Origin of the sequence: Streptomyces sp. SS1-1 (assembly GCF_008973465.1) — a bacterium.
In the GTDB taxonomy this organism is placed as follows: Bacteria; Actinomycetota; Actinomycetes; order Streptomycetales; family Streptomycetaceae; genus Streptomyces.
Genome location: NZ_WBXN01000004.1, coordinates 2,489,634 through 2,505,984, shown reverse-complemented (window position 1 = coordinate 2,505,984; position 16,351 = coordinate 2,489,634). Strand labels below are relative to the sequence as shown.

At 73.2% G+C, this 16,351-nt stretch carries 12 protein-coding genes; all 12 read right to left on the bottom strand.

Annotated features, from left to right (window positions below; genetic code table 11):
* Nucleotides 1-11: 11 nt before the first annotated feature.
* A complete protein-coding gene (locus F8R89_RS12580) occupies nt 12-1,352 on the bottom strand; it encodes a VWA domain-containing protein (protein ID WP_151784060.1) in 1,341 nt (446 codons plus the stop codon).
* A gap of 95 nt (nt 1,353-1,447) precedes the next feature.
* On the bottom strand, nt 1,448-2,821 hold the full coding sequence (locus F8R89_RS12575) for a PP2C family serine/threonine-protein phosphatase (protein WP_151784059.1): 1,374 nt from the start codon (nt 2,819-2,821) through the stop codon (nt 1,448-1,450).
* 3 nt (nt 2,822-2,824) lie between these two features.
* Nucleotides 2,825-5,338 carry a serine/threonine-protein kinase gene (locus F8R89_RS12570; RefSeq protein ID WP_151784058.1) on the bottom strand — a complete coding sequence of 838 codons (2,514 nt, stop codon included), beginning with the start codon at nt 5,336-5,338 and terminating at the stop codon, nt 2,825-2,827.
* A 16-nt stretch (nt 5,339-5,354) separates the two neighbouring features.
* Nucleotides 5,355-6,671, bottom strand: a complete 1,317-nt coding sequence (locus F8R89_RS12565) for a hypothetical protein (protein ID WP_151784057.1) — start codon at nt 6,669-6,671, stop codon at nt 5,355-5,357.
* A gap of 67 nt (nt 6,672-6,738) precedes the next feature.
* On the bottom strand, nt 6,739-7,800 hold the full coding sequence (locus F8R89_RS12560; protein WP_151784056.1) for a glutamate ABC transporter substrate-binding protein: 1,062 nt from the start codon (nt 7,798-7,800) through the stop codon (nt 6,739-6,741).
* Between the two features lie 14 nt (nt 7,801-7,814).
* The gene (locus F8R89_RS12555) at nt 7,815-9,287 is read right to left on the bottom strand and encodes a hypothetical protein (protein WP_151784055.1); all 1,473 of its coding nucleotides are present in this window, start codon (nt 9,285-9,287) and stop codon (nt 7,815-7,817) included.
* A gap of 236 nt (nt 9,288-9,523) precedes the next feature.
* On the bottom strand, nt 9,524-10,495 hold the full coding sequence (locus F8R89_RS12550; RefSeq protein ID WP_151784054.1) for an N-acetylglucosamine kinase: 972 nt from the start codon (nt 10,493-10,495) through the stop codon (nt 9,524-9,526).
* Nucleotides 10,486-11,751: a 6-phospho-beta-glucosidase gene (locus tag F8R89_RS12545; RefSeq protein WP_151784053.1), complete on the bottom strand. Its 1,266-nt coding sequence runs from the start codon at nt 11,749-11,751 to the stop codon at nt 10,486-10,488. Before F8R89_RS12545 ends, F8R89_RS12550 begins: the two co-directional genes overlap by 10 nt.
* A 7-nt stretch (nt 11,752-11,758) precedes the next feature.
* A complete protein-coding gene (locus F8R89_RS12540; protein ID WP_151784052.1) occupies nt 11,759-12,649 on the bottom strand; it encodes a carbohydrate ABC transporter permease in 891 nt (296 codons plus the stop codon).
* On the bottom strand, nt 12,646-13,593 hold the full coding sequence (locus F8R89_RS12535) for a carbohydrate ABC transporter permease (RefSeq protein ID WP_151784051.1): 948 nt from the start codon (nt 13,591-13,593) through the stop codon (nt 12,646-12,648). Before F8R89_RS12535 ends, F8R89_RS12540 begins: the two co-directional genes overlap by 4 nt.
* Before the next feature lie 6 nt (nt 13,594-13,599).
* A complete protein-coding gene (locus F8R89_RS12530; protein ID WP_151784050.1) occupies nt 13,600-14,928 on the bottom strand; it encodes an ABC transporter substrate-binding protein in 1,329 nt (442 codons plus the stop codon).
* Between the two features lie 92 nt (nt 14,929-15,020).
* Nucleotides 15,021-16,232 (bottom strand): ROK family transcriptional regulator, encoded by a 1,212-nt coding sequence (locus F8R89_RS12525; protein WP_151784049.1) that lies wholly within the window; start codon nt 16,230-16,232, stop codon nt 15,021-15,023.
* Between the last annotated feature and the right edge of the window lie 119 nt (nt 16,233-16,351).

Sequence of the window (16,351 nt, the reverse complement as noted above, 5' to 3'; positions counted from 1 at the left end):
GGTCCTGCTGGTCACTTCTTTACACGAACAGTCTTTGTCGACCGCGTCTCGAGTGTCATCTCGTCGGCCTCCGCGACCTTCGCCTTCAGTCGCACAGTACCCGTCGCGACATCGACCACGTCCACCACCTTCGCAAGGAGTTTCGCCGTATCCGCGTTTCCGGAGGCCCCGGCGAGCTGAACGGCGCGGCCCAGTTTGGCCGTTGCTCCATCGATATCGCCCGCTTTACGAAGATCCATCCCTTCCTGGATGGCCTGGGCCAGTTCGGCTTGGCCGGTGTAGTGCGCGACTTGGGGGTTGATCGACGTCGAAGCGGTCATGTCGTCGGTCCAAACCGCCCGTACGAGACCTTGTGCGTCCAGGTTCTGAGCACTTCCGTCCGGTCGGGGCACGACCAGGGAGACCCGTGCGGCCAGCATCTCCCGGCCCAGGCCGGCAGCCGGGACCTCCACGCATACGTGGTAGTCACGGGACTCGTCGCCCCAGGAGCCCGTGGGGTAGTCGCCGGCGCGCGGTCCCGCCTCGGTGCGGCGGCCGGTCAGGTCCTCGACGGTGGGCGCGACCTGCTTCACGAACCGGATCGTGGTGCCGACCGGGGTCCACACCCGCAGCGCGACGTCCGCGACCTCCTTGCCCATCGCGTTCTCCATCATCCGCGTGAAGTCGGCGGCGAGACCGGCGGGGTCGGCGACGATGTCGGCGCTGCCGAGGAGGGCGGAGGCGATCGATGTGACTTCTTTCACTTCCCAGTCGGTGCCCACGCCCCGTGCGTCACAGGTGAACCGCCCGGCACAGGCGTCCAGCGCGGCCCGCAGGTCCTCGGCCGACTCGTGCTCGTTGCGGCCGTCGGTCAGCAGGATGCCGTGCCGGATGGCGACGTCGGCGGAGGACAGGAGCCGGTCGGCGAGGCGCAGCCAGGTGCCGATGGCGGTGCCGCCGCCCGCGTACAGCTTGCGCAGCGCCTGCTTGGCCTGCTCGCGGGTGGTGGCGTCGGCGACGGCGAGCCGGCCGCCGCCCGGGTACACCTCCTTGGCCACATGGGTGCCGCCGATCACGGCGAAGTGGACGCCGTCGCGCAGGGTGTCGACGGCGGCGGCGGTGGCGTCGCGGGCGTTGCGCATCTTGGTCGGCGGGTAGTCCATCGAGCCGGAGCAGTCGACCATGAGCGCGACGGCCGCGTCCGTGTCCGGTCCGGCGGGGCGGGCCGCGGCGGGCGCGCCGGCGAGGGTGCCGCCCCCCGTGGAGGTGACCGTGACGATCGCGTCGACCTGGGTGCCGCCGTCCGGCAGGTACTCGTTCTGGTACACGTCCACCGAGAACCGCGGCACGCTTGGTTTCGAGAAGTTGGCCATTGCTCTCAAATCCCCCTGAACGACCCCGTGCTGGGGTCATGGCTGCCGACGGACCGGTCCCCTCCGGTCCGTCGAGGCCGTCCCCGCGGCAGGCCTCAGGCCGATCCTGCCCCTGCCGGCGGTGCCGGGAACGGCAGGACGGCCACTGTTACGTTGTCGTGCCCGCCGCCGTCGAGGGCGTGCCCCACGAGCACCCGGGCGGCGTGCAGGGGGCGCGTGGCGGCGTCGGCCGGGACGATCTCGGCCATGTGCTCGGCGGCCTCGGCGTAGTTCCACAGGCCGTCCGTGCAGACCACGACGACCCCCGGGCGGTCCGGCTTGAAGGACGCGGTGTGCGGCTCCAGTTCGTACGCGTCCGCGCCCAGCCAGCCCGTGATGGCGTGGGCCCGCTCGTCGGCGTACGCCTCGGCCTCGTTCATCAGGCCCGCCGCGACCATCTGCGCGGCCCAGGAGTCGTCCTCGGTGAGGCGGGCCGGGGGAGCGGAGCGGTCGGCCGGGACCCAGTAGACGCGGCTGTCCCCGACCCAGCCGACGACCAGCAGGTCGGGGGTGACGATCGAGCCGACGATCGTGCACGCCGGGGCGTTCTGGTGGGGGGCCTGCTCGCGGGCCGTGGCCGGTTCGGCGGCGAGCGCGTTCACCGCGTTGGAGGCGGCGACGATCGCCTCCTGGAGGGCCTGCTGCGGATGGGTGCCGCGGGGCAGCGCGGCCAGCAGCGACTCGGTGGAGGCGCGGGCCGCCGCCAGGGAGGCGTCGTCGGGGCGGGTCGCCGAGGACACCCCGTCGCAGACCATGGCCAGGGTCGCCGGACGCCCGTCGGGCAGGGTGGTGCAGGCGACGGCGAACGCGTCCTCGTTGCGGTGGTGGCGCAGCCCGCGGTCGCTGACGGCGGCGACCGGGCCGGCCTCCTGCTCCATGTGGTCCCGTTCGCGGGGCTGGGCGTGGCCGCAGTTCTCGCAGTAGCCGTCGCGGTCGACCCGGCCGGCGCGGCAGGCGACGCACACCTTGACGCCTTCGGGCGGGGTGGCCGCTCCGGCGCTCACCCGGGGGTCGGGGGCCTGCAGGGCGTACGTGTCGGGTTCGGCCGGGCGGTCGAGGCGCACCCCTGAGGACGGCGTCTCGGGGGACTCGGCCGGGACGGGGACGCCGTCCGGCACGGTCGGGGTGCGCGGGGCGGGGTCGCTCTCGCCGGCCTGGGCCGGGAACGGGGGCGGGCCGGGCTCGGGCGCGGTGGGGGCCGGGATGCCGGGCGGCGGCACCGGCGGCGGGGGAGGCGTGCCCGGCGGCAGGTCGTGGCCGCCGGTCCCGGTGCCCGGGGCGGCGGAGCCGTTCAGGGCGATGGTGGGGTGGTCGTCCGGCCGTGCGGGCACGGTGGACAGGTCGTATCCGCACGCACCGCAGAAACGGTCACCCGAGTCGAGCGGCCAGGCGCAGCTCGGGCAGGCGGACAACTGGGGCATCTGCGACATCAACTACACCCACGTCCGGGGGCGGTAACGGTTGGCACGTTCCACCAGGTCGATCCTCTCCTCGCCGCCCGGGGCCAGCCGGGCCAGCATGCGGTACGAGCGCTCCAGGCCGAACCGCAGCCCCCGTTCGTCCAGGCCACTGCCGAGCAGCGTCCGTCCTCCGGGGGCGGACGGGGCGGAACCCTGGCCACCGGAGAGTATCCAGTCCAGCGCCGCACCGAGCACTTCCGCCGACAACTGCTCCCGGCGCGCCGGGTCCAGGCCGTACGCGTCCAGCGCCTCCACCTGCCCCGCCGCGGCCGTCAGGTCGTCCAGGAACGGTACGTCCCCGGCGACCGCGGTGCGTTGACGCAGCCGGGCCCGGACGGCCGCGACGCGGGCCGCCGTGTAGTGGATCGAGCTCTCCGGGACGGACTCCAGGGTCGCCACGGCACCCCGGCGGTCCCCCGTCGCGACCTGGACGCGGGCCAGGCCGAAGGCGGCGCCGACATGGCTGGGGTCGGTCGTCCACACGAGCCGGTAGTACTCGGCGGCGTTGTCCAACTGGCCCAGCACCTCGGCGCACAGGGCGAGCGCCAGCTTCGGGGCGAGCTCCCCGGGGAAGGCGTCGTAGATCGCGTCGAACGCGAGCGCGGCCCCCGCGTGGTCCCCGGTGACCAGCGCGGCCACGCCCCGGTACCAGACGACCCGCCAGTCGTCGGGGTGCTCGTCCTCCAGCTTCAGCAGGGCCTCGTGCGCGGCGGCCGTGTCGCCGCTCTCCAGCCGGGCCCGTACCTGCCGCAGCCGGGACTCCGTCGACGGCGCCGGTACGGCGGCGAGCGCGCCGAGCAGCTCGGCCGGGGCGCTGGTCAGCAGGCCCGCGAGGAAACCGGCGTTGGGGTCCGCGGGGTCGACGCGCGGCACCGGCAGCGCCAGCGCGGCGGCGGGGGCGTCGGCCTCCTTGACGATCCGCGCGGGGGCCGGCGCGGTCACGTCCGGTGTGCGGCGTGCGGCGCTCCCGCGGGCCGGCACCGGGCGCGCCCCCAGCCGGGAGACCTCCCCGGCCGCCTCCGGGAACAGCACGGTGTCGGTGACCCGCACCTCCGGCCCGAACAGGGTGGACAGCGCGGGCCGCGCCCGGCCCGACTGGACCGAGACGACCTCGCGCAGCACCCCCGTCAGCTGCTCCGCCATCTCCTGCGCGGAGGCGAAACGGCGGGCCGGGTCGGGGTCGGTCGCGCGGACCAGGAGCCGGTAGAAGGACTCGTACCGGCGGAACACGTCGATGTGGTCCGGGTCGGGCAGCGAGTCGGCGTAGACGTTCGTGTAGCCCTGGAAGTCGAAGGACAGCACGGCCAGGGTGCGGGCGACCGTGTAGAGGTCCGAGGCGACCGACGGGCCGACCTCCGCGACCTCCGGTGCCTGGTAGCCGACCGTGCCGTAGACGGCCGACTCGTCGTCGTCCATCCTGCGCACCGCGCCCATGTCGATCAGCTTGAGCTGGTCCTCGGTCTGGATGGCGTTGTCGACCTTGAAGTCGCAGTACAGCAGGTTGCGGCTGTGCAGATGCCCGAGGGCCTCCAGGGCCTCGATACCGTACGCGCACGCCTGCTCCACCGGCAGCGGGTCGCGGCGGCCCGCCTCCGTACGGCGCGCGTTCGCTATCTCCTTCAGGGACTTGCCGCCGACGTACTCCATCACGATGTAGCCGTCGAGGGAGCCGGTGCGCTGGTCGAGGTGCTCGACGAAGTTGTAGATCCGCACGATGTTGGCGTGCTCGATCTCCGCGAGGAACCGCCGCTCCGATATCGCCGCCGCCATCGCGTCCTGGTCACCGGTGTCCAGCAGGCCCTTGAGCACCACCCAGCGGTCCGACACCGCCCGGTCCACGGCCAGGTAGATCCAGCCCAGCCCGCCGTGCGCGAGGCAGCCCACGACCTCGTACTGGCCGTGCACGACGTCCCCGGCGCGCAGCTTGGGCACGAACGAGTACGGGTGGCCGCACTTCGTGCAGAACCCCTCGGTGCGGCCCGGCCGGTCGCCGCGGGCCCGGCCGACGGGCGCGCCGCAGTCGGAGCGGGAGCAGAACCGCTTGCGCTCCGGCACCTCCGCCGTCTCCAGCACCATCGCGCGCGGGTCGGGCCGCGGCACGTCCGGCACCTGGACCAGCCCGGCGCCGAGCCGCCCGCGCCCGCTGGAGCCGGACGTGGAACCCGAGCTGCGCACGGACACCGAACGGCCCGTGGACCGCCCGGACACCGCGCGCGACAGCCGCCCGGACACCGAGCGCCGGGACCGCGAGGACCGCGACGTCCGGGAGGACGTGCGCGAGCCGCCCCGGCCGGTGGAGCCCGAACCGCCGCTGCCCGAGGCGCCCTTGCCGCCCGCCGCGACCCCGGTGGGCGGCGAGCCGACCGTGCCGGCCGCCGAGACGACCGGGGCCAGGCCGCAGGTGTCGCAGTACAGCTCGCCACCGCCCATGTCCTCGTACCGCCCGGCGCAGTCCGGGCGCTGACAGGTCTGCCCCGCCTGGCTCATGTGTCCCCCCTGCCCCTCATGTCCCGCTCCCCGCCCCGTCCTCGGGGGTGCGCGGACCCGGGATGCGGCCACCGGCGCCGCCGAGCAGCTCGGCCACCGCCTGCTGGTAGCGCAGGACCGCCTGCTCGGCGACGCGCAGGTCGCAGGGCGCGCTCCACAGCATGCGGCGCGCCGCGTCGTAGCGCTCGACCAGCAGCGGGTCCTCCGCGAGGCCGTGCCGGGCCACCTTCGCCCTGTACGCGTCCAGGCGGCCGCGCAGCTCGGCGCGGACCGCCAGCGGCGCGGTGACCGCCGTCAGCGACTCACGCGCGCGCAGCAGTTCGTCCTCCGCCTTCTGCTCCAGGGACTCCAGCAGCGGGGACAGCCGGTGCCACTGGGCCTGCCTGCGGTACTCGGCGGCCGTCGCCAGCTGCTCCTGGAGCACCGTCGGGGGACCGCTGACGACCGGCACCTCGGTCGCGGCGATCTTCGCCAGCACCTCGCCGCGCGCGGTGCGGGCCTCGGCGAGCGTGCGGTCCGCGCGGGAGAGCACGTCCCGCAGCCGCACCAGACGCTGCTCGGCGTCCTGGCGGACCGTCAGGACCGCGTCGATCTCCCGGCGCACGTCCTCCAGGGCGCGCGCCTCACGGTCGTACACGGTGGTGTCCGGGCGGCCGCCGCCCGGCGCCGAACTGCCCTTCGCCGGCACCCAGTAGGCCAGCGGGTCCGACACCACCTCGGCGCGCAGCCGGGTCAGCGTGCGCGTGATCCGCTCCAGGTCGTCGCCCGCCGGATGCTCGCCGGGGCGCACCCCGACGGAGTGCGCGAGGCGGCGGGTGCGCTGGAGCTCGGCGGCGAGCAGATCGATGCGGGCGGGCAGCGCGGACCAGACGGCGTCGGCGGCCACGACCATGTCCAGCGAGGTCGCGTACAGCCCGTTCATCCGGTCCACGAGCGCGGCCAGGGAGAACCGCTCGCTCAGCAGACCCGGACCGCCCGGCAGGGACGGCGAGTCGGCCACCGTCACACACTCGCCGCGCAGCAGCTCCGTCAGCTCCGCCAGATCCTCGCGGCTGGACCAGCGGCGCCGGGAGCGGATCTCGCGCGCCGAGCGCAGCGCGCCCGTGTAGGCGTCGAAGTACGCCCACAGCAGCGTGATCGACGCCTCCACGGACGTCCAGCGCTCCTTGGTCACGCCGGTCAGCTCGGCCCCTTCGAGGAGTCTGCGGCCCGCGTGGTCCTGGAGGGCGAGCAGCGAGGTCTCGATCGCCTCGTGCTCCTGGCCGAGCCGCGCCAGCGCACGGTCCACCTCGTCCCGGTCCATCACCGGCCCGGCGGGGTCCGTGACGCCCATCGATCACCTCTCGCTGCGTTGAGTTCCGTCAGTCGTCTGTCCGTGCCGTCCCGCGCCCGCGGGCCGCCTACCTGTAGTGGGCCTCCGGCGGGGTCGCCGACGCCGACTTCCCGCCGTCCGTGTCCATGGTCGGGTGGAGCCACTTCTCGTACGACGCCGCCCAGCCGCCGTCCTCGACGTACTCCTCCAGGATCCGGTTGACCCGGCGGACCAGATCGTCGGATCCCCTTTTCATCGCCACTCCGTAGTACTCGTCAGTGAACAGGCCGCCCTTGAGCTCGACGGCCGGATCCTGCGCCGCCTGGCTCGCCGCCAGCGCGCCGTCCGTGACGACCGCGTCGACCTCCCCCAACTGCAGTTTGACCAGGCAGTCGAGCTGGTTGGGGACGGTGGTGCGGATGTCGGTGGAGGCGGGCAGGACGCCTTCCTTCCTGCCCGCTTCGAGGTTGTCGTACGCGGTCGATCCCCGGGCCGAGCACACCTTGCGGTCCGCCAGGGACGCGTCGAAGCCGGTGACCTGCGACGTCTTGGGCGCGAGGACCTGCTGACCGGTCACGAAGTAGGGCGCGGAGAAGGCGACATGGTCCAGCCGGTCACAGGTGATCGTCATGGTGCGCACGACCATGTCGACCTCCCCCTTCTCGATCGCCTCGATCCGCCGGCTGGTCGGGATGGCCTTGAACCGCACCGCGTCCCGGTCGCCCAGGATGTCCTCGGCGATCCGGTGCACCAGATCGATGTCGAACCCCTCCAGCGCGCCCGAGGGGTTGTTCGGGTCGAGGTAGCCCCAGCGGTAGCTGTTGGTGTCGACGCCGACGACCAGACGCCGGTCCTCGCGGGCCTTGATCGCGTCGACGACCGGGGTCTTCCCGCCGCCGGACGGAGACAGGCTCCGGTCCTGCGGGTCCTCGCACTTCCCGGCCGCGGCCTGCCCGGCGTGGGTGACCCCGTGCCCGGTCGGGGCGGTGGAGTCGCCGGCGGACTGGGACAGGGGCAGCAGCAGCGCCGCGGTCACCGCCAGGGCGCACAGGAGGGCCATCGCGCCGACGCCGCCCCAGCCGCGCAGCCCCGCCCGCAGGCGCCGCCACCACCGGGCGGAGCCGGCCCGGGCGCCGGTGTGTGCGTGCATCGTCCTGCCCCCTCTCACCGGTACTCCGACAGCCTGCGGCCGATGCCGAGGACCGCGCCCGCCGCGCCCAGCACCGCGAGGACGGCGGCACCGGCCGGAACGCCCGTCAGCGCGTCCCGGCCATCGCCCGCGGCCCGCCGGAACTCGCCCTGTTCATGGGTGAGCGCGGTCGCCAGCGCCTTGTCGACGTTGTCGAAGCACACGCTCGTCGGCTCCTTCGCGGTGCCGATGACGCGGTCGCGGGCCGCCTGGTAGTTCCCGGAGTCGTTGTCCGCGCGGGCGAGGTCGTGGCGGTCCTTCCAGACCTTCATGAAGCCGTTCGCGTCCCGTACGGGCTTGCTGCCCGCCGCGTCGTCGGCGAGGTCCGCCGCGCGCGCGAGCGCGGTGCGCAGGGCGTCGATCTGGCGGTCGTAGCCCCACTCGTAGGTGTCGACCGAGCTGCCGTCCTCCAGGGTGCGGGTGTCGGCGCCGCGGCGGACCAGGGTGAGGTTCTCGTCGCTGCGGGCGGTCAGGGAGGCGATCCGGGCCTCGTGCAGCACCGTCAGGGAGCGCACGCCGTGCTCGTAGGAGTCGTCGAGGCCCGCGCGGGCCACGGTGTGGCTCACCGTCAGCCACAGCAGGCCGACGGTGGCGGCGGCCGTGGCGGTCACGAGGCCGTGGTTGAGGACCCGGTTGGTGCGCCGGTAGGTGCGGTGCTGGGCCCATCCCAGGGCGGCCAGCGCGAGCACGCCGAGACCGAGCGAGGCCCAGGGGAAGGACCGGGCGTCGGCGTAGTCGGCGCCGAGGCGGCCGTTCTCCGTGCGGTACAGCTTCTCCGCGGCCGGCAGCATCCGCTGCTGCATCATCTCGTTGGCCGCGCGCAGATAGGCGCCGCCGACCGGGTAGCCCTGGCGGTTGTTGGCCCGCGCCGTCTCCACCAGGCCGTTGTACTCGGGCAGCAGCCGGCTCAGCGAGGCGATCGTGCGGGCCGATTCCGAGCCCGGTTCGGAGTTGGCGGCGGCGGTGACGAGCTTGGCGGCGGCCGTGCGGATGTCCCTCTCGTAGCCCGCGCGCATCGCCGGCTTCTCCTGGAGGCCCGCCAGATAGCCGCTGGCCGCCGCGGTGTTCGCGTCGGCCAGGGAGCGGTAGATGTCGGCGGCGTCGGAGCTGAGCGGCTGGCTGCGGTGCAGGACGTCGTCGGCGGCGGCCGTCCGCTCGGTCATCTGCCAGGCGGAGACGGCGCCGAACGCGACGACGAGCAACGCGAGGACGGCACCGAGGATGCGCAGCCGGCCCGGCTCGGTCGTGGCGGCCGCCCGGAGCTGGTCGAAGCCCTCCGCGAACGCGGTGCGGCGGGCCCGCGGGACGGGCGCCGGCGCGGCGGAGGCGGGCGCCGACTCCGGTGCGGGAGGCCCCGGTCGGGGCGGCACGGACGGCAGCGCCGGCACGCTCGGGGCCGGCTCCCGGCCCGGTGGTGGCGGCGCGCTGCCGCCCGGTGTCCGTGTCATGCCGACCTCCCCCATGGCCATCCGTCGCGGGCCGGTATCGCCGCGCGGACCGGCGAACGCACCGGCCCCGACCGATCCTGGTCCGGTCACGGCGGCGGCCCCGGCCCCCGGCACCGCCGAACAAGCCCCCGCACCACCCCCTGCCCATGAGAACGCCGTGGGAATCGGTTCGGTTCCACCTCGTCGCGCCGGGTGTGGGAGGAGTGCGGGGGGCATGTCCGGGGGGCGGGGGCGGCCTACGGCTCGAAGTGCCGCCGCAGCCGGGCGTGCACCTCCTCCGGGGCGCCCACCGCGTCCAGCCCGAGCAGGGCCGCGCCCAGCACCGGACGCGCCGCCACCACCTCCGGTACGGCCTTGGGGGCGCGGGCGGCCAGCAGGTCCCGTATCCCGTCGTCCAGTTGGGGATGCCGGGCCGCCAGGACGCTGCCGCCGAGCAGGACCGGGGTCTCCTCCTCCAGCAGACCGAGCCGGGTCAGGGCGACCGTCGCCATGGTGACCACCTCGTCGGCCAGCCGGTCGACGAGGGACCGCGCGACCGGGTCGCCGGACGCGGCCGTGGCGAAGAGCACCGGTGCCAGCTCGTGCCGGCGCCGCTCCGGGAGGTGTCCCAGATGCAGGGCCTCGATCAGCGCGTACATGGAGGGCAGCCCGAAGTGCGCGGGCAGCGTCTCGGCCAGGGACGTGGCCGCGCCCCGCCCGTCCTCCGCGCGGGCCGCGTGCCACAGCGCCTCCTCCGCCAGGCCCCAGCCGCCGCCCCAGTCCCCGGACAGCCGCCCGAGCGCCGGGAAGCGGGCGGTGCGCCCGTCCGGGGTCATGCCCACGCAGTTGATGCCGGCGCCGCAGACGACGGCCACCCCGCGGGGCTCGGCGACCCCGGCGCGCAGGATCGCGAAGGTGTCGTTGCGGACCTCCACGCGGGCGCCCCACGCGCGTGCGTGCAGCGCGGCCGCCAGGGTCTCCTCCTCCACCGGAAGGTCGGCGTTGGCCAGACAGGCCGACACCTGGTCGGCGGAGGTCACGCCCGCGGCCGTGAACGCCTCCTCGACGGCCCCGGCGAGCGTGTCCATCGCCTGCTCGACGCCCACGGCGGGCGGCCGGAAGCCTCCCGCGCGGGCGGTGGCCAGGACGGTGCCGTCGCCCGCCACGACGGCGACGTCGGTCTTGCTGTTGCCCGCGTCGACGGCGAGGACACGTGCGGTCATGCCCACGCGAGGTGCTCCCGGTTGTGTGCGATCAGCTCGTCGGTGAGCTTCTCGGCGTACTCGAACTGGCCGACGAGGGGGTGCGCGAGGAGCGCCCGGAACACCCGGTCCCGGCCGCCGCGCAGGGCGGCGGACAGCGCCAGGTCCTCGTAGGACGTCACCTGCGCCATCAGACCCGCGTACAGCGGGTCGAGGCGGGGCACGGGCAGCGGCGCCGGGCCGTCCTGGCCGACGGCCGCCTGCACCTCGATCACCGCGTCGTCGGGGAGGAAGGGCAGCGTGCCCCGGTTCAGGGTGTTCACCACCTGGTGGGGGCTGCCGGCGCCGTTCAGCAGGGCGGCCGCGAGGTCCACCGCCGCCTCCGAGTAGTACGCCCCGCCCCGCTTGGACAGCAGCTCCGGCTTCTCGTCGAGCGCGGGGTCGGCGTACAGGGCGAGCAGTTCTCGCTCCATCGCGGCCACCTCGGCGGCGCGGGACGGCTTGGTGCGCATCTCCCGGACGACCGCGTCGTGGGCGTAGTAGTAGCGCAGGTAGTAGGACGGGACGACGCCCAGCCGGTCCAGCAGGACACGGGGCAGATGGAGGTCGGCGGCCAGGGCGTCGCCGTGCTCGGCGAGCAGCTTCGGCAGGACGTCGGCGCCCTCGGGGCCGCCCAGGCGCACCCCGGTCTCCCAGGTGAGGTGGTTGAGGCCGACGTGGTCGAGGTGGAGGTCGGCGGGGGAGGCGCCGAGCAGGGCGGCGAACTTGCGCTGGAAGCCGATCGCCACGTTGCACAGGCCGACCGCCCGGTGCCCCTCCTGGAGCAGGGCGCGGGTGACGATGCCGACCGGGTTGGTGAAGTCGATGATCCAGGCGCCCGGGTTGGCGCGCCGGACCCGCTCGGCGATGTCCAGGACGACCGGCACCGTGCGCAGGGCCTTCGCGAGACCGCCGGCGCCGGTGGTCTCCTGGCCGACGCAGCCGCACTCCAGGGGCCAGGTCTCGTCCTGCTGCCGGGCCGCCTGGCCGCCGACGCGCAGCTGGAGCAGGACCGCGTCGGTCCCGTCGACGGCCGCGTCCAGGTCGGTCGTCGTGGTGATCCTTCCGGCGTGGGCCTGGCGGGCGAAGATACGGCGGGCGAGACCGCCGACCAGCTCCAGGCGGTCCGTCGCCGGGTCCGTCAGGACCAGTTCCTCGATGGGCAGGGTGTCGCGGAGACGCGCGAAGCCGTCGATGAGTTCCGGCGTGTAGGTCGAGCCTCCGCCGACCACGGTGAGTTTCACTTGAGATTCAACCCTTTACTCCGGTGAGCGTGACGCCCTCTACGAACGCCTTCTGGGCGAGGAAGAACACGAGGATCACGGGGGCCATGACCAGGACGGTCGCCGCCATGGTGAGGTTCCAGTCGGTGTGGTGCGCCCCCTTGAACGACTCCAGTCCGTACGACAGCGTCCAGGCGCCCGGGTTCTCGGACGCGTAGATCTGCGGCCCGAAGTAGTCGTTCCAGGCGTAGAAGAACTGGAAGAGGGCCACTGCGGCGATACCCGGTTTCGCCATGGGCAGCACCACCCGCAGCAGGGTGCGCAGTTCGCCGCAGCCGTCGACCTTCGCCGCGTCCAGGTACTCGTCGGGGATGGTGGTGAGGAACTGGCGCAGCAGGAAGATCGAGAACGCGTCCCCGAACGCCATCGGGATGATCAGCGGCCACAGCGTGCCCGACAGGTCCAGCTGCTTCGCCCAGAACAGGTACATCGGGATGATGACGACCTGCGGCGGCAGCATCATCATCGAGATGACCAGCATGAGCGTCAGATTCCGGCCCCGGAAGCGGAACTTGGCGAGCGCGTACGCCACCGGGACGGACGAGACGACGGTGAGGACCGTGCCCAGCCCGGCGTACAGCAGCGTGTTGCGCCACCAGGTCAGGAAGCCGGGGGTGTCGAACACCTGGGCGTAGTTGCCCCACTCCCAGGTCCGCGGGATCAGGTCACGGGTCAGCGCCTGCTGGTCGCTCATCAGCGACGTCAGGACGACGAACACGAACGGCAGGACGAAGAACAGGGCGGCCGCGACGCCCAGGGAGTGCACGGCGATCCACTCCAGCACCGCCCGGCGGCGCGCGGTGCGTTCGGCGGCGGTCGGGGCGGCCGGCGGGGCGGGCCGTTCCAGCACCTGGGTCATGACCGGTCACCTGCCTGGATCAGTCCGCCCCGGCGTCGCATCAGCAGCGCGGTGAACGCCATGGCGAGGGCGAAGAGGACGAGCGCGACCACACAGGCGGAGCCGTAGTCGAAGCGCTGGAAGCCGAGGTTGTAGACGAGCTGGGGGAGGGTCAGCGTCGACTTGTCGGGGTAGCCCGGCTCGAACTGCTGGCCGGAGCCGCCGATGACACCGGAGGCGACCTTCCCGGCGACCAGCGGCTGTGTGTAGTACTGCATGGTCTGGATGACCCCGGTGACGACGGCGAACATCACGATCGGCGAGATGTTCGGCAGGGTCACGTACCGGAACCGCTGCCAGGCCGAGGCGCCGTCGAGTTCGGCGGCCTCGTACTGCTCCTTCGGCACGTCGAGCAGGGCGGCCATGAAGATGACCATGAGGTCGCCCACCCCCCACAGCGCGAGCGCGGTCAGGGCCGGCTTGGACCAGGCGGGGTCGGTGAACCAGCCGGGCGTGGGCAGACCGAGCCCGTCCAGCACGGAGTTGACGGGTCCGGTGCCGGGGTTGAGCAGGAAGACGAAGGCCAGCGTCGCGGCGACCGGCGGGGCGAGGTAGGGCAGGTAGAACAGGGTGCGGAAGACCCCGACGCCGGTCCTGATCTTCGTGATGAGCAGTCCGACGCCCAGCCCGAACACCACCCGGCAGGTCACCATGACCAGCACCAGCCAGAGCGTGTTGCGCAGCGCCGGCCAGAACATCGGGTAGTCCTGGAAGACGTAGGACCAGTTGTCCAGGCCGCGGAACGCGGGGGTGCCGAAGCCGTCGTACCTCATCAGCGAGAAGTACACGGTGGACACCAGCGGATAGGCGAAGAAGACGCCGAACCCGATCAGCCACGGTGACAGGAAGGCCACCGTCCGAAGCGCCGACCTGCGGCGCTTCGCGCGGAGTGTGTACGTCGCCATCGGGGGCTACTTCGCCTGCTCGATGTCGGTGTCGATCTGCTGCGCGGTCTTCTCCAGACCGGCCTTCAGGTCCTTCACCTTGCCGGACTCGTACTGGAAGCCGAAGTCCTGGAGCGTGGTCTGGTACGTGGAGCCGTTGACGGACGCCGGCGGGGTGTTGGAGTGCGGGTTCTGCGCGATGTCCAGGAACGTCTTGAAGCCGGGGTCCACCTTCAGGTCGGGCGACTTCAGCGCCTCGAAGGTGGAGGGCACGTTGTGGATGGCGTTGGCGAAGGACACGACGGCCGCGGTGTCGGTCGTCAGGTACTTCACCAGCTCCCAGGCCGCGTTCTGCTTCTCGCTGCGCGGGGCGATGCCGATGATCGTGCCGGAGAGGAAGCCCTTGCCGTACTCGTCCACCTCGTCGTCGGCGACGGGCAGCGGCGCGGTGCCGATCTCGAAGTCCGCGCCGGCGTCCTGCGCCATGCCGAGCCGCCACTCGCCGTCGAGCTGCATGGCCACCTGGCCGGTGTGGAAGGGGTGCTTGGCGCCCCACTCGTCGCCGAAGGTGTTGCGGTACTTCTCCAGCTTCGCGAAGCCCCCGAGGTCGTCGACGAGCTTCTTCTGGTACGTGAACATCTCGGCGAACGCCGGGTCCTTGGCGATGTTGGACTTGCCGTCCTTGGCGAAGTAGGCGTGGTCCCACTGGGACATGTAGTGGTCCACGACCGTCTCGTAGCCGTGGTACGTCGGCATGAAGCCGAGCTGCTCGTAGCCGTCGCCCTTGGTCTTCGTGAGCTTCTTCGCGACCTCCGCGAACTCCGACCAGGTCTTGGGCGGGGACGTGATGCCCGCCTTCTCGAAGGCGTCCTTGTTGTAGTAGAGCCCGTAGGCGTCGCCGAGCAGCGGCAGCGCGCAGCGGGTGCCCTCGAACTGGGTGTAGTCCAGCATCGGCTTCGGGATCAGCTTGCCGAGGTCGAGCTTCGACTTCTCGATGAAGGGCTCGAGGTCGAGGAAGGCGCCGGAGGAGCAGAACTTGCCGACGTTGGAGGTCGTGAACGACGACACGACGTCGGGTCCGTTCGAACCGCCGGCGCGCAGCGCCTGGTTGAGCTTGTCGTCGTTGATGTTGCCGACGACCTTCACCGTGATGTTCGGGTGGGCCTTCTCGAACGCGTCGACGTTCGCCTGGATCGCCTTCACCTCGGCGGGCGCGCTCCAGCCGTGCCAGAAGGTGATCGTGGTGCGGGCGTTCGGGTCGTCGTGCGCGCCGGCCTCCGAGGAGCCCGTACAGGCCGTGGCGAGCAGGGCCAGGGAGGCGGACGCGGCGAGGGCCGCCGCGGACCGGCGGGGCATCGAGGATATGACGTTCCTGGACTTTCCGGGCATGGCGAGGTCTCCCAAGGGCGGGACGGGGTGGGTGTGGGTGGTGCGGGAGCGGGTGCGGGTCAGCGCGAGGTGTCGAAGACCTCGTCACGGGTGGCGGCGAGGGCGCTCTCCAACGCGCCCCGGAGCACGGGGTGTTCACGGACGTCGCCGACGACGAGCCGGGGCCGGGACGCGGCCAGTTCCTCCAGCTCGTCCTGGACGAGGGTGCGCAGGGTGTCCCCGCCGGCGGTCAGCGAGGCGCCGCTGAGGACGACGAGTTCCGGGTCGAGGACGGAGACCAGGGAGGCCAGACCGGTGGCCAGCCGGGTCGCGTAGGTCTCCAGGAGCTGCCGGTGGGGGCCGTCGTCCCGGGCGGCGGCCCGTTCGACGAGGGCGGCGGCGACCTCGGCGTACGGCCCCGACGGGATGTCCGGGACGCCGAGTTCACGGGCGAGGCGGGGGACGGCCTGGGAGCCGGCCAGCTCCTGGTAGCCGCCGCTGTTGGCCTTGGTCACCTGGCGGACGAGGGGGGCGCCCGGCACGGGCAGGAAGCCGACCTCGCCCGCGCCGCCGGTCCAGCCGCGGTGCAGCCGGCCGCCGAGGACGAGGGCGGCGCCGAGACCGCCCTCGTTCCACAGCAGTACGAAGTCCTCGTGGCCGCGGGCCGCGCCGAGCCGCTGCTCGGCCACCGCCGCGAGGTTGACGTCGTTCTCGTACTCGACGGGCATCGGGAGCGCCGCGGCGAGTTCGTCGAGCAGCGCGGGGGAGTGCCAGCCGGGCAGGTGGGAGGCGTAGCGCAGACGGCCCGTGTTGGGGTCGAAGGCGCCGGGGGTGCCGATGACGAGCCGGTGGACGTCGGCCCGGGTCAGGCCCGCCGCCTTCACGGCCCCGTCGAGGGCGTCGGTGACCTGCCGCACGACCGGCTGGGCCGGGCGTCTGCCGGGGGTGGGCAGTTCGTACGAGCCGACGGTGCGGCCGGTGACGTCGGCCACGGCGGCGAGGACGCGCTCCGGGGTGACGTCGAGGCCGGCGGCGTACGCGGCGCGGGGGTTCACCTCGTAGAGCTGTGCGTTGGGGCCGGGCCGGCCTTCCGTGGTGCCGGTGGCCAGGACCAGGCCGGCGGCCTCCAGGCGGGCCAGCAGCTGGGAGGCGGTCGGCTTGGAGAGGCCGGTGAGCTTGCCGATCCGCGTGCGCGACAGCGGCCCGTGCTCCAGGAGGAGGTCCAGGGCGGCGCGGTCGTTCATGGCGCGCAGGACGCGCGGGGTGCCCGGCGTACCGGCGGTTCCTGCCATGGGGTGCGACACCTGCCTCTCGGCTGCCCAGCTTCCCAGTGATCACCGGGTGACGTCCATCCTGGACGCCCCGCGTGATCACTGTTAGGAAAGTTTCCTATTCGCTGCGGAGGAAACTA

What these genes read in the sequence shown, in the direction of transcription:
- F8R89_RS12580 (WP_151784060.1), bottom strand. Translation starts at nt 1,352, where the DNA reads ATGGCCAACTTCTCGAAACCAAGCGTGCCGCGGTTCTCGGTGGACGTG.
- F8R89_RS12575 (WP_151784059.1), bottom strand. Translation starts at nt 2,821, where the DNA reads ATGTCGCAGATGCCCCAGTTGTCCGCCTGCCCGAGCTGCGCCTGGCCG.
- F8R89_RS12570 (WP_151784058.1), bottom strand. Translation starts at nt 5,338, where the DNA reads ATGAGCCAGGCGGGGCAGACCTGTCAGCGCCCGGACTGCGCCGGGCGG.
- F8R89_RS12565 (WP_151784057.1), bottom strand. Translation starts at nt 6,671, where the DNA reads ATGGGCGTCACGGACCCCGCCGGGCCGGTGATGGACCGGGACGAGGTG.
- F8R89_RS12560 (WP_151784056.1), bottom strand. Translation starts at nt 7,800, where the DNA reads ATGCACGCACACACCGGCGCCCGGGCCGGCTCCGCCCGGTGGTGGCGG.
- F8R89_RS12555 (WP_151784055.1), bottom strand. Translation starts at nt 9,287, where the DNA reads ATGACACGGACACCGGGCGGCAGCGCGCCGCCACCACCGGGCCGGGAG.
- F8R89_RS12540 (WP_151784052.1), bottom strand. Translation starts at nt 12,649, where the DNA reads ATGACCCAGGTGCTGGAACGGCCCGCCCCGCCGGCCGCCCCGACCGCC.
- F8R89_RS12535 (WP_151784051.1), bottom strand. Translation starts at nt 13,593, where the DNA reads ATGGCGACGTACACACTCCGCGCGAAGCGCCGCAGGTCGGCGCTTCGG.
- F8R89_RS12530 (WP_151784050.1), bottom strand. Translation starts at nt 14,928, where the DNA reads ATGCCCCGCCGGTCCGCGGCGGCCCTCGCCGCGTCCGCCTCCCTGGCC.
- F8R89_RS12525 (WP_151784049.1), bottom strand. Translation starts at nt 16,232, where the DNA reads ATGGCAGGAACCGCCGGTACGCCGGGCACCCCGCGCGTCCTGCGCGCC.